The sequence below is a fragment of the Streptomyces sp. NPDC111516 genome, assembly GCF_055635345.1.
Genome location: NZ_JBVKBV010000032.1, coordinates 1 through 12,725 on the forward strand (window position 1 = coordinate 1; position 12,725 = coordinate 12,725).

Sequence of the window (12,725 nt, forward strand, 5' to 3'; positions counted from 1 at the left end):
GGCTAGTGTGATCAGATGACAGAATTCAGCATCCTTGGTGACACCACGCAATGACAGAAGGACTTCGACCGGCGGCTGCACGCCTCCTACACGGCGGCCGGGCTCGGCACAACCACGGCGAAGCACATGCTCGAGGATGTACGCACCGGCCTCGGCGACTGGACCGTCGCCGAGATCACGGACGCCGGGACCCGGGTGGGATACGTCGCCGTCGTCGTGGCTGACGACAACGGCGCGCTCGCAGGCCGTATCGGCGACCTTTGCGTCGACGCGCTCCACGCCGGCCGGGGCCACGAGCACGCCGCCCGGGACTGGGCCGAGCAATGGTGCGCGCAGCGCGGCGCACGCCGGCTGGACATACGGCTCACCGAGCCCGCCGGCGAACTGTTCGACAGCTACCGTGTCCGCGGCCAGCTCAGGACACGGCCCCTCAGTTCCCCGCCAAAACCACTCGATGGCGTCACCGCACGGCCGATGACACAGGCCGAATATCCCAAGTGGCTCGCCTCCGAGAAGGTCGCCTACGCCGGCGACATCGTCCGGGCGGGAGCCCTGAGCCCCGAGGAGGCCGTACGCAAGTGCGACCACGACTTCGCGAAGCTGATCCCCGACGGCCTGACGACGCCCGACCACACGTTCCTGGTGCTCGAGGCGGCAGGCGAACAGATCGGCACCGGCTGGTTGAAGCACGGCTACCTCCCGGAGGTCACCTACGGCTACTCGCTGAACATCCAGGACCAGCACCGCGGCAAAGGATACGGTCGGGCCGCGATGGCAGCCGGCGAACAGACAACGCTCGCAGCCGGTGACTCGGCACTGATGTTCACCGTGTGGGGCGGCAACGAGGTGGCAATGAACCTGTACACGAGCACCGGCTACCACGTCATAGAGGAAATCCGTTCCATTGACCTCCCCCGCTCCGCGGCCTGACACACATCACCAGAACACAACGAAACCACGCCCCCGCTACCCGACTTCACAGACCGACCGCACGAAATGCCATGTCCCTCAGAACCGCTCGCACGTCAAGAGGCCTCGTGGACCGGCCAGATGACGAGCAGCGACCTCACGGCCTCACCCACGATCGACAGCGGGAGAAAGAACGGCGCCCGCGGCCGTCGAATCCACAGCGCAGGAGAGAGAGCGATGGCGGGCGGGGCCTCCCCTGCTCGAGCGAAGCCGAGAACTCGGGAAAAAACACCGCGACCGACGACAACGCCGAAGGCGAGGACCCCAGACACCGGAACACCGCTGCCAATCGTGAGTCAGGCCATAAGCCTGCCCCGCCTGCCCACGAGGCCTCCAAACTCACCGTCCGCCAAGGACATTGTGCTCCAGCCCGCCCCGGCACGCAGACGATCCGGGTCGAGCAGCCGTCGCTGTCCTCGCCGATCCAGTGCCGGAAACCGTCGCGCTCGCAGCCGTCACGAACCCCATCCACTGCCCGGATCCTCGCGATCGCCCCTGCGAGAGACAGGCCGCCACCCCCCGCCGAAACGCCGGACACCACGGGCACGCCGCTCCACGAGGAGGCAGACGAGGGTCTGTGTAGCGAACGGTGGAACTCGTTCGGATTTCTTTAGCGGCGTCCGGCGGTGAGTCGTCCGTCGAAGGTGATGTCGAAGGCCTGGAGTGCGGCCTTCCAGCGCATGGTCCAGCGTTTACGGCCTGCGCCGGTGGGGTCCAGGCTCATCACGGCCAAGTACACGCACTTAAGGGCTGCTTGATCGTTGGGGAAGTGTCCGCGGGCCCTCACGGCCTTGCGGATGCGTGCGTTGACGCTCTCGATCGCATTGGTCGTGCACACGATCTTGCGGATCTCCACGTCGAACTGGAGGAAGGGCACGAACTCCGCCCAGGCCGTCTCCCACAGCCGGACGATCGCCGGGTACTTCTTGCCCCAGGCCTCGCTGAACTCCATGAAGCGTTCCAGGGCCGCGTCCTCGGTCGGCGCGGTGTAGACCGGCTTGAGCGCCTTGGCGATCTTCTCCCAGTCCTGCCGACCCGCGTAACGGAAGCTGTTCCTCAGGAGGTGGACCACGCAGGTTTGGACGATCGTCGCAGGCCAGACGGTGTTCACCGCGTCCGGGAGCCCGGTCAGACCGTCGCAGACCAGCACCAGGACGTCGGCCGCGCCGCGGTTCTTGATCTCGGTCAGGACCTGCAGCCAGTACTTCGCGCCCTCGCTCCCGTCCCCGACCCACAGACCCAGGATGTCGCGGTGCCCCTCGGCGGTGACCGCCAGGGCCATGTAGACCGGCCGATTGGCGACCTGTCCGTCCCTGACCTTCACGTTCACGCAGTCGATGAAGACGACCGGGTAGACGCGGTCCAGCGGCCTGTTCTGCCATTCGGCCATGCCGGCCATCACGCTGTCGGTGATCGTGGAGATCGTGGACTTGGAGATCTCGGTGCCGTACACCTCGGCCAGATGCGCGGAGATCTCCCCGTGCGTCAGCCCCTTCGCCGACAGCGACAGCACCATCTCGTCCACTCCACCCAGGCGCCGCTGCCGCTTCTTGACCAGCTGCGGCTCGAACGTCCCGGCCCGGTCCCGCGGCACCGTGATCTCCACGGGACCGGCCTCGGTGGTCACCGTCTTGGACCGGTGGCCGTTGCGGTAGTTCTCCCGGCCGCCCTCGGCCCGCTCCCCAGGCTCGTGCCCCAGGTGATCGGTGAGCTCGCCCTCCAGGGCAGACTCCAGCACCCGCTTGGTCAGCTGCTGCAGCAGACCGCCCTCCCCGGTCAGCCTCACCCCGTCGGCCTGGGCCCGGGCCACCAGCTCGGCGACCAGTCCGTCATCCACAGCGTTCGTCGCCTCCACGGCGGCCTCCCCGGCCTCGATGTCACTCGTCACGTCAGTCATCAACTGTCGCTTCCAGCTCGGGAGTTACACCACTCACCGTACAGACCCGCAGACGACGCAGCATTGGTAGACGCAGGCGACACTGCATTGGTAGAGGCAGGCGACACTGCGTTGGTAGAGGCAGGCGACGCTGCGTTGGTAGAGGCAGGCGACGCAGCATTGATGGAGGGCGAGCGGCGTTCGGTGGCTCGCACGGCCCGGTGGGGCAGATGGCAGACAGACAGACTGACAGTTCCAGGCGACAACGCACCGGTCATGCCGAGCCAGGCCATCGAATAACGCCGTGCCCTACCGCCGGTGAACGTGCAGACTCGTTCCATGGCGCAGATGCAAACGCTCCGGGACGAGGTCAATCGCTGGGCAGCCGGCGGTCCCGGCGAGACGGCGAGTGATCTGGCTTCGCAGCTGGGAGTCCACACCGCAGTGCTGCTGGAAGGACTCAGCGACCTCGCAGCCATCGAAACACTCGCCGCCCGGCGCGGCCGCGACCTGGCGGCCGAGGGAATATGCGTCGTACCGATGGGCGGAGCAACGAACGTAGGCCGCTACGCCCGCCTCCTAGGACAGCCCGGCCTCGGCCTGCGCCTGGCAGGACTGTGCGACCAGAGCGAACAGCACTTCTACGACCGCAGCCTGAAACACGCACGAACACCCCACCAAAACATCTTCGTGTGCGTAACAGACCTGGAAGACGAACTCATCCGCGCGCTCGGCACGACAAGAACCCAGGACGTCATCCAGGCCGAGGGCGACTTCCGCGCCTGGCAGACCTTCCAGCACCAACCCGCACACCAGGACCGCACCCCACAACAACAGCTACGACGCTTCCTCGGCACAAAAAAAGGCCGCAAGATCCGCTACGCCCACCTCCTCATCAAAGCCCTTCACCCCGAACACATACCAACCCCGCTCAACGACCTCCTCACAAGCCTCTGACACAAAGAAACAAGAAAGCACAACCACAAACGAAATCAAACCAGAACATCAACGAACCAACCCACCAACACCAACACACACAAACCCCCGCAACCACCTCAATGAAAGCCATGATGTCGCGCACTCCCATGCCCGCCAGGCCGGTGCCCCCGCTGACCGAATGGATCAGGATGCGTTCCCCCCGCGCGCGGCCGGGCGACGTGGCGCAGCGCGTACCAGGCGGTGAGGAAGGCCGTGCGTAGTCCTGCCGCAAAGACGGAATCGAGTCCGGCCGGAATCGGTGCGGTCACGGTCGCGGGCCCAGTGATGAACGAAGCGAAGGCGCCGCCTTCGAGGTGAACGGCGAGGACCGGGCCGCCGACATTCAGGTATTCGACGCCGGGTCCGACTTCGGTCACCACGCCTGCGCGCTCAAACCCGATCCCGTATTGGATGTCCTCTTCGCCGGGCAGGAGCCCCATGGCTGTGAGTACGTCGCGGCCGATCGAACCCACCGGAGACATGAACTGATGTACGCATTCTGATTCTTGGGACGTAGGTTGTGCGTTGACAGTTCACTCCTCGGTTGAAAGACGGACGGTACCCATGACCGACCACGCGACGTCGCTCGGACCGGCGGTGCATCAGAAGATCGATATGTCGGTGCCGCACTCGGCCCGGATCTGGAACTACTGGCTGGGCGGGAAAGACAACTACCCCGTTGACGAGGAAGCCGGCGACGCGTACAGCGCCGTCTTCCCCGGCATCGTCACCATCGCTCGCAGCAGCCGCGCCTTCCTGCGCCGCACCCTCACGTACCTGGTCACCGAGGAAGGCATCCGGCAATTCCTGGACGTCGGGACCGGCCTGCCGACCGTGGACAACACCCATGAGGTCGCCCAGCGGCTCGCCCCCGAGACCAGGATCGTCTACGTCGACCACGACCCGATGGTCCTTGCACACGCCCGTGCCCTGCTCACCTCCACCGCCGAGGGGGCTACCTCCTACATCGACGCCAACCTGTTCGACCCTGATCGCATCCTGGCGGCCGCCGCCGAGACGCTGGACCTCACCCGCCCCACCGCCCTGATTCTCAGCAACATCCTGGGCCACGTCGCCGACTACGAACAGGCACACGCCATCGTCACCCGCCTGATGGACGGGCTGCCGTCCGGCAGCTACCTCGCCATCAACGATGGTTCACGGGGCACCGACGCCGACTACGAACAGGCCCAGGACGCGTACAACGAATCCGGCGCCGTACCATACTTCCTGCGCCCCGTCGACGAAATCGCGGCGCTCTTCGACGGCCTGGAACTTTTGGACCCTGGCGTCGTCTCGGTCCCCTTCTGGCGCCCCGACCCCACTTCGCCCACCCCAGAACCCATCGGCGAGCACGGCGGCCTTGCCCGCAAGCCGTAACACCCTGACGGAGCAGGGCCCGCACACGGCTGGACAGACCGCCATCCGCGACGTCAGCGCGACCTCGGTCCACCCCGCTCTGCACCTCCAGCCGCCTGCCCGTGCCTACGCCGACATCTCGCTGGCCCCATGAATGCATGCCGCCGGTCCCGTACACCCTGCCGATCACTGGGTGTACGGAACCGTGCGTGCCGGTGCTCGGTCACTTGATGAGGCGGCCGATTCCCCACCGGCCGATCGACTAGGTCCTGTCGATCTTCGTGGATCAGCCCGGGGCGTCTGGTGCGGTGCATCGCAAGGCGGAGGATCGTCCTCGTACTGGACCGTACTCGGGCGACTGACGACAACGCGGCGAGGTGCCGTGCCAGGCGTTCCGGGCCCGCGAAGATTGGCAGGACAGGGCCTATTCACTCGAAGCCGACCTCGGCGACAGGCACCCGTACAGCCCGGCAGACCCGGAGCTGAGCTGGGTCGAGGAGCAGTCCGGCAGTCCCTGCTCCTACAGCCTGATCGACGCCGAGGGCCGGTCCGTCGGCGGATAGGGCACGGGTCGCGTACGGGTGCGGTCCAGACCCAGCCGCAGCACCATGGCAAGCAGAGCGGCGACCGCGAACCCGGCCCCGGTCCATGCGAGTTGGCGCGTGCCGTACGTCGCCATGACCCAGCCGCCGACTGCGGTTCCGACGGTGATGCCGAGGTTCGAGAACGAGATGAAGAGGCTGTTGCCGAACTCGGGCGCGTCGACGGCGTCCCTCCCCAGCCAGCTCTGGCTCACGATGAGCCCTCCGGAGTGCACGGCACCCCAGATCAGCACGGCCGGAACCATCGGTGCGAACAGCGGGCCGACGGCGTACAGGAGCACGTAGACGAGCAGACACAGAACGGGGTAGGCGATCACCGTACGGATCAGGTTGCGTCGCAACAGCCCACCGAAGACGAAGTTCCCGAGGATCATCACCATCCCGAACGCCATCAGCATGGTGCTGACCCAGGTGCCGTCCATGTGCGTGACCTGACCCAGGTATTCGGCGAAATAGCCGTAGACCGAGAACATAGCCGCGAAGACGAGGACGATCGACGCAATGGTCAGCCACATCCGGAACCGCTTGAGAACGCTCAACTGGGCGCCGTAGGAAACTCGTTGACCGACGGGCATGGGCGGGACAAACCGCAGGATGCCGAGGAAGGCGATCAGGTTGACGAGTGCACCGAACCAGAACGCCGACGGCAGGGACACATGCTCGGCGAGGTACGAGGTCAGCGGCACGCCGAAGGCGAAACCGACGGTGACTCCACCGAACACGGTGGCCGTGGCCCGGGTCGCGTCCTCGGCCGGCACCAGCCGTGCGGCGGTCGCGAGCGCGACCGCGAAGAAAACCGGGTGGAAGAGGGCAGGGATGACGCGGAAGGCAAGCATCACCTCGTACTGCGTGGTGAGCGCGTAGACGGCGTTGGAGACGGCGAACACCGCGATGGCGGCGGCGAGCACCTTCTTGCGGTCGACGCCGGAGGCGAGCAGCGTCGTAAACGGCCCGGATATGGCGATGACCAGGGCAAAGGCCCCGACGAGCCACCCGGCGGCGGATGGCGAGACACCGAGCTCGGCCGAGACCTGGGGGAGCACGCCGACCATGCCCATCTCGGTGGTGATGATCCCGAACACGCCGAGGGCGAGCACCAGGACGGTGAGGGAGGCCTTCCTCATCGCAACCTTTCATCAAATCTAGAAACGTAGATATACTGACACCCAAGAGAGGGTGGAGCGCATGCATGACATCCGGGCGTGCGTGTTACAGCTCGTCGCGGACGTGTGCCGCGAACTCTTCGATCACCGGCTCATTGCGCCGGTAGTACGTCCACTTGCCGATGCGTTCCGAGGTGAGCAGTCCCGCATCCTTCAAGGTCTGCAGGTACCCGGACACCACCGACTGCGCCAGCCCGGCACGCTTCTGGATGTCGCCGACACACACGCCGATGTGGAATCCCAGCCCCTGCTGCTGATAGGAGTCCTCGTCGAAGTACTTCTCCGGCTCCCTCAGCCACTGCATGAACTGGAGGCGTGCGGGGTTGGCGAGTGCCTTGTGTACGGCCAGGGGGTCCACCGTTCATCACCTCTCCGTGCGACTCATGGGATATATCCAGTTTTCTCGATATGTAGGGGCAAGTCAAATCACTGGGACCTTCGCCGGTCGATCGTGCTCGGCCCGGCAGCAAGCACCGTCTGATCGTCGACCGGCAAGAATAAGGCAACGAGACCCCGAGCCCAGAACCCTGCTGTCCTTCGCCCGGTCCGCGTCGGAATGAGATCAAGTCAGACTCCGAAGAGTTCCGCAGCCAGATCGTCCAGCGTCGCGATGTCTTGCAGCGGGAGAAGTGCCGCTACCGGTTCAAAGACATCCATCGTGTGATGCTGGGCGATGCCACGCGCCTGGCGGTGCAGGGCGAGACCCATCGCTTGGCGCGCGAAGTTTTTCTCGGCCGGCCATGAACTGGCATCCAGGAAGGCCCGCAGTAACGTCTTGTCGCAGCGGAAGACGTCGCGGTGCACTTGACAGAGTTCGTAGTGCCGGTCGGTCACCATGGTGTCGCCCCAGTCGGTGATTCCGGTGAAGCGGCCCCCTCAAGAAATATATGACGTGCTGTCAGGTCGCCGTGCACGACGACGCGGTCGAAGGGCTGGAGTCCATCGAGGTACTCCTCGACCTGCGCGACCAGATGCTCCGGCAGAGAACTCTGTGTGCGCGTCCGGCTTCGGCTTCCGCTTCACATCGGTCACCTTCACGTCCTCCGTCTCCGGGACCCCGAACGCTTCGACAATTGCCCCGCTGCTGGTGCCGTTGACCTCCAAAGCCAAGTGGCTGCCCATCATGCGCAAGTCCAGCCTTGCCCGGGGTGCGCCAGCATGGTTCGGCATCTGATGAATCCGCGACGCCGGGTAGTCCAGGCCCGTCAGCTTCTCGTGCATCGCGTGGTAGTCGGTCGTCTTCGTGTTCTTGAACGCCTCGCTGACACGCTTTGCGTGCTCGCTGCCGCTGCACTTCTCGATACCGGTCAGGGGCACCTCCTTGACCGGCTTGGGCCCGGTGGAGTCTGGGGTCGGCTTCGAGGACGCGGGATCACCCAGGGGAACCGGTATATCGTCCTCGACGTTTGAAACACCCGGTGGGGTCTCGCCCGGCCCGTACCTCGGTGTGGGCGCACCCTCCCGACTCGGCAGGTCCTCGGGCTTGGGCACGCCACCGCTGCCGCTGGGGACGTCCGGAGCGCAGCCCTGCGTGATGCGGGTCATCAACGCAAGGAACCGCATCTCCGGATCGTTGTTGCTCGGCGGAGCATCCAGCGGGGTTGTCGCCGAGACGGCGCTGCCTGCCGAGGTCTGATTGCTGGTGGTGTTCTGAGTGCCGCAGCCGGACAGGACCATGCAGCCGAGCGCGGCCACCAGCACAGGCTTCGGGAGAAATATCGATCGCATGCACGCAACATGCAGGATGCTGACCATTGCGCACATGAGTTCTCATACTCACCTTCACTCGGAGCTAACGCTCGGGGCGCTCCACCTTGACCAAGGGCATCGCCGACGGCATAGGCCCACAGCTATCAAGGAAGCCCCATACCTGCCCATTGGGGGTGCCACCAGCCCGGGTGCCTCCCGTTCTCGTGAACACCAACTCTGACCGTGGCGGGCCGCCTCCCGGACTGCTGTACATCTGATGTCGGAACTCGGGTTCTGGCGCAACTCTGTGGTGTGTGCACTCCGAGTAACAGCTGAGGCTCTTCAATGGACTTGGGAAGCTGTCCAGAATTGTGTGGACAGACCAGGCTCTGCCCCAGGACGACTCAGCCCGCGTCCGCTTTGAAAGTCACCTCCGCTGTATCGGCGGTCCCCGCGCGGCGTCCGGGTGCACTTTGCCACTGCCAGTAGAGATTGGTGTGCGCGATCACCTGGTCCGGGGCCGGCGCGCCGTACTCGCTGAGGTCCTGCGTCGTATGGGCGTCGCCGACCAGCGTGACGTCGTACCCGCGGACGAAGGCCCCGTGTAGCGTCGATCGGATACACCCATCGCTCTGGGCACCCGTCACGACAAGCTGGCCCACACCACGCTCGGCGAGCAGCGCCTCCAACGCGGTGCCCTCGAACGAGTCACCGTAGGTCTTGTGGACGAGAGGCTCTTTATCTCGGCGAACCAGCTCTGACACGTACTGCCAGGGCCCGCTGTCTCGCTCGAGACCGTCGTCGGAATGCTGCACCCACACCACGGGCACGTCCTCAGCACGAGCCTTACCCACCAGGATGTTGATGTTCGCGATCACGCCGTCGCGGTTATGGGCGCCTGCCACCACCCCGTTCTGGACATCGATGACGAGCAGGGCGGTGTTCGGCCGATCGGGCAGAGTCGTCAAGGGAAACTCCTGTTCATGGTCATGGGACTTGAATCGCCCCCAGAGTAGGCTGGGCCACCGACAGCGGCACGGGGTCGGGCGGGCCCCCAAGAGGCCCCGGCATTTCATTCACGCCAGCAGGACCCGCTTCCGGAGAAGTCGGAAGCCTGCATGACCGAAATCTGGCGCTTGAGCATTTTGATTCTGTTGACATGGCCTTCGACGACACCCGAGCTCCAGGGCAAGGTGAGGTGGGCGATGACGGCACAACGATGGTGGTCGATGCCCTTGGCGAGGAGGCGGAGGCTGGGTAGGTCGTCCTCTCCGCGTCGGGCCAGTCCGGCGGGAACTGGCCCTGGCGTTCGGTGAGCATGTTTGCGAAGGAACGGACGTGCAGGGTGAGGGCGTCGAGTTCGGGGCAGTGGGCCCGTACGTTCTTGAGCTGGAGCTGTTCGGGTTCGGTGAGGGATTCCGGGCGGAGCAGGATCCACCCGGCGACGGTCCGGGGCGAAGGCGGGCGGGCAGTCACCGGTCGTGGCGACGTGCGTTTAGGACTGGACCGGCGGCCGAGTCCGTTTGCGGCCCGTGTGGCTTCGTGCGGTCACCTCAGCACCCCAGGCCCCTGGTGTACCGGCCGGATCGCGCCCTACCGCACCTGACGACAAGTCCGGACCCTTTCATTCATGGGGGACACCGAGAACACCGCACCCTGGCCCGGCCACCCCGACGACGAGCTGCAAGCCCTCCGCGAAGGCGCCACCGCACCAGCACCGCCCGCCCCGCCAGAATGCCCGGACTGCGGACTCCGACAAGACCGGTACGCCACCTTTCACGACGGCCACTGGGTACTTCTCGAACCCGATGTCACGGTCCCCTCCCATCACCTGCCGCCCCGCCGGCGATGGCTCATCACCCTCGACGGCATCGCGTGGAACACGTGGGACGCCGAACCGACCCCCGGCGCGCTGTGCCGTGTAGAATGCGGCCGTCGCTGGTGCCGATGAGGAACCGGCCGGTGGCTGTGACGGTGAGAGCGGTCGGTACAACGGAGACCGCGCCGACGGTGAGGTGCTGCCGCCAGCGCACCGTGCCGTCGCCCAGGTCGAGCGCCACCGCCTCTCCATCGTCGTACCCGACGTAGACGGTAGCCGCGTTAGCGTCCAGTGCGGTGGCTTTCCGGTCGGTACGGAACACCCACCGCGAGCGCCCGTCGGTCGGCTCACGCCGGACAACGAACGACCCGCCGGGCTGAAGCCCTTGGCCGTGGTACACGGTGCCGGCGTGGACCAGGGTTCCGCCTGCGGCCTCGATACCCGGACCGCCGAAGTGTGTCTCGCCGGGCTCCCAGGAGTACGGGAACATCCACCGGACGGAAGGATCGAGAGGCTCGACCGGTCGCGCGGTCGTGGGCCCTTGCAGGTCCATGGCCGTAACCCAGCGCTCTCCCTTGTAGGGGTTCCGTTCGCCCGGGGGCTGGAGGGTCGACTGGAAGTAGATGCGGCTTCCACCCCGCACGGGAAATCGGCTGCGGGCACCATTGCGCCCGTCCGGTGACAAGGCCGGCCGACCGTCAGCACAGCGCACCAGCGAGACGAACGACGACGGGACGATGCTGTCGAGTTGTTTCCCGTCAGCGAGAGAGAGCCGGACGACCGACTGCGGCACGGAGTCGCGCATGCCGGGGCGGCGTACGAGCCCGACCCACGCGGATCTTTCGTCCGCAGCGACGACGATCTCGCTCCCGCCCTCCTCGTCCGGAACCATCCACGCTCGCTCCCCCGAGGGCAGCCAGGATTCCAGTTGTACCCCGTCGAGCGTGGACAGGATCCGGCCGTCCGACAGTGCCTCGACCGCGCGGACATTGCGGCGCGATTCCCAGTCCGCGCTCAGCTCCGTGACCATCCGGCAGGCAGCTGCGCTGCCGTCGGGACGCGGCGCCGCCACCCGCGGGCCGGCCAGGTCGTGACTGGTGAGGGACTTGGCAGGCACGGCGGTCCAGTCCAATCTCCGCACCACGGCGACATGACCCTCGACGCTTGCGGTCTCGTCCTGCCAGTCGTCAGGCGGCGCCATCACCACCCGCAATGCCTGTTCGTCAAGCCATTCCAGCTCCAGGACCTGGCGGCCCAGCCCGTGCTCGATGAGCGATATGGCCGTGCCCGTCTCCAGGTTCAGAAGGAGGAGCTGGCCTTCGAAGAAGTAGCCGCCGTCGTATCGGCCGGTGCCGATCACGAGCAGCGGACGCGTGGGATGGAAGGCCATCGCGTGTACTGGGTAATGTGAGCGGACGAGGGCACAGCAGGCCAGGTCACCCGTGCCGTAAACACCGACGGGTGCAGTACCGCCGAACTCGTACGCACCGGCCACGGCCAGCAGGCCACGTCGCTCGTCGGCGGTGGCCAGCACAGGGTCACCGATCTCGGCGAAGGAACGGTTTCCGAGGATCCGGTCGACGGAGAGCGGGATAGTCATAGCGTCGATCTTCGCAACATCCAGGACCTGCGCCCACACCCAAAGCCTCGGCTCACGCTGACACCACATGTCGCCAAGCACTGACATTTCCGTGTCGCCCGACAGCAAAATGCAGGATCGCGTTGGACGCGTTCACCCGCGCCCATGCAGATCTACTTTGCGAGCGACAGGTCACCGCGTACGGCACTCGCAAAGCTGTGCTGTAACGGACACCACTGTCCAGTATGTGGGCCGACACGAGAACGTCAGCGGGTTCTGACAGCTGACGTCAGTGCTTCCGACATGAGGTGTGTCGGTAGGCAGGTGGAGGCTCGTCGGCGTCGAGGGCGCGGAGGCCGTACCGGACATCGTCGGCCAGGACCTCGATGTCGGCGTCGATGAGGACTAGGAGCCCGGCGTCGAACAGGCCGGCGATGGCGACGTCCTCACCGATCTCGACGCCACGGTGCTGCACGAGCAGGCAGTGGGACCATCCCCGCGGGTGCAGGGAGCAGCCCGTACGCGTCATCAGCAGCTTGATCGTCTCGGGACCATCCCCGCGGGTGCGGGGAGCAGGCCGCCGATGCTCTCTCCCGTGGCCGCGCCGGGGCCATCCCCGCGGGTGCGGGGAGCAGACTGCGCTCCTGCTGCCTGGCCAGCAGGTGAAGGGACCATACCCGCGGGTGCGGGG

General features: G+C 66.0%; 14 protein-coding genes and 1 CRISPR repeat array (1 of these 15 running past the window's edge). Of the genes, 5 read left to right on the forward strand and 9 right to left on the reverse strand.

The features are described 5' to 3' along the window. The first annotated feature begins 126 nt into the window (after positions 1-126). Positions 127-930 (forward strand): GNAT family N-acetyltransferase, encoded by an 804-nt coding sequence (locus ACZ7L9_RS34455; RefSeq protein ID WP_471421473.1) that lies wholly within the window; start codon positions 127-129, stop codon positions 928-930. A 649-nt stretch (positions 931-1,579) separates the two neighbouring features. Here ACZ7L9_RS34455 and ACZ7L9_RS34460 read toward each other — a convergent pair. After that, entirely contained in the window at positions 1,580-2,866 is a 1,287-nt protein-coding gene (locus tag ACZ7L9_RS34460; protein WP_471421474.1) for an IS256 family transposase, read from the reverse strand. A 318-nt stretch (positions 2,867-3,184) separates the two neighbouring features. Between ACZ7L9_RS34460 and ACZ7L9_RS34465 the strand changes: the two genes are divergently transcribed. Beyond that, positions 3,185-3,802 carry a TOPRIM nucleotidyl transferase/hydrolase domain-containing protein gene (locus ACZ7L9_RS34465; protein WP_471421475.1) on the forward strand — a complete coding sequence of 206 codons (618 nt, stop codon included), beginning with the start codon at positions 3,185-3,187 and terminating at the stop codon, positions 3,800-3,802. 98 nt (positions 3,803-3,900) lie between these two features. Here the strand turns inward: ACZ7L9_RS34465 and ACZ7L9_RS34470 are convergent, their stop codons facing one another. Beyond that, positions 3,901-4,263: a hypothetical protein gene (locus ACZ7L9_RS34470; RefSeq protein WP_471421476.1), complete on the reverse strand. Its 363-nt coding sequence runs from the start codon at positions 4,261-4,263 to the stop codon at positions 3,901-3,903. A 124-nt stretch (positions 4,264-4,387) separates the two neighbouring features. Between ACZ7L9_RS34470 and ACZ7L9_RS34475 the strand changes: the two genes are divergently transcribed. Both ACZ7L9_RS34475 and ACZ7L9_RS34480 read left to right on the forward strand, forming a co-directional pair. After that, on the forward strand, positions 4,388-5,203 hold the full coding sequence (locus tag ACZ7L9_RS34475) for an SAM-dependent methyltransferase (RefSeq protein ID WP_471421477.1): 816 nt from the start codon (positions 4,388-4,390) through the stop codon (positions 5,201-5,203). Continuing rightward, positions 5,187-5,336: a hypothetical protein gene (locus ACZ7L9_RS34480; protein ID WP_471421478.1), complete on the forward strand. Its 150-nt coding sequence runs from the start codon at positions 5,187-5,189 to the stop codon at positions 5,334-5,336. The genes ACZ7L9_RS34475 and ACZ7L9_RS34480 overlap by 17 nt, the downstream gene beginning before the upstream one ends. Positions 5,337-5,702: 366 nt before the next feature. On the opposite strand, the gene ACZ7L9_RS34485 is transcribed toward ACZ7L9_RS34480, so the two are convergent. The 5 genes from ACZ7L9_RS34485 to ACZ7L9_RS34505 all read right to left on the reverse strand — a co-directional run bounded on the left by ACZ7L9_RS34485 (position 5,703) and on the right by ACZ7L9_RS34505 (position 9,604). Continuing rightward, a complete protein-coding gene (locus ACZ7L9_RS34485) occupies positions 5,703-6,908 on the reverse strand; it encodes an MFS transporter (protein WP_471421479.1) in 1,206 nt (401 codons plus the stop codon). 85 nt (positions 6,909-6,993) lie between these two features. After that, a complete protein-coding gene (locus ACZ7L9_RS34490; protein ID WP_471421480.1) occupies positions 6,994-7,305 on the reverse strand; it encodes an ArsR/SmtB family transcription factor in 312 nt (103 codons plus the stop codon). Between the two features lie 209 nt (positions 7,306-7,514). Beyond that, the gene (locus tag ACZ7L9_RS34495; protein WP_471421481.1) at positions 7,515-7,784 is read right to left on the reverse strand and encodes a hypothetical protein; all 270 of its coding nucleotides are present in this window, start codon (positions 7,782-7,784) and stop codon (positions 7,515-7,517) included. 39 nt (positions 7,785-7,823) lie between these two features. Continuing rightward, a complete protein-coding gene (locus ACZ7L9_RS34500; RefSeq protein ID WP_471421482.1) occupies positions 7,824-8,702 on the reverse strand; it encodes a hypothetical protein in 879 nt (292 codons plus the stop codon). 338 nt (positions 8,703-9,040) lie between these two features. Continuing rightward, positions 9,041-9,604, reverse strand: coding sequence for an isochorismatase family protein (locus ACZ7L9_RS34505; protein ID WP_471421483.1), 564 nt, complete (start codon positions 9,602-9,604; stop codon positions 9,041-9,043). Between the two features lie 662 nt (positions 9,605-10,266). On the opposite strand from ACZ7L9_RS34505, the gene ACZ7L9_RS34510 reads away from it, so the two are divergent. Next, positions 10,267-10,587, forward strand: a complete 321-nt coding sequence (locus ACZ7L9_RS34510) for a DUF6083 domain-containing protein (RefSeq protein ID WP_471421484.1) — start codon at positions 10,267-10,269, stop codon at positions 10,585-10,587. Here the strand turns inward: ACZ7L9_RS34510 and ACZ7L9_RS34515 are convergent. Beyond that, a complete protein-coding gene (locus tag ACZ7L9_RS34515) occupies positions 10,493-12,055 on the reverse strand; it encodes an outer membrane protein assembly factor BamB family protein (protein ID WP_471421485.1) in 1,563 nt (520 codons plus the stop codon). The two genes, ACZ7L9_RS34510 and ACZ7L9_RS34515, sit on opposite strands and share 95 nt — an antisense overlap. Before the next feature lie 268 nt (positions 12,056-12,323). Continuing rightward, positions 12,324-12,509 (reverse strand): hypothetical protein, encoded by a 186-nt coding sequence (locus ACZ7L9_RS34520; protein WP_471421486.1) that lies wholly within the window; start codon positions 12,507-12,509, stop codon positions 12,324-12,326. Positions 12,510-12,520: 11 nt separating this feature from the next. Beyond that, positions 12,521-12,725: a CRISPR direct-repeat array (repeat unit 29 nt; unit sequence GGGACCATCCCCGCGGGTGCGGGGAGCAG) (it continues 1,468 nt past the right edge of the window).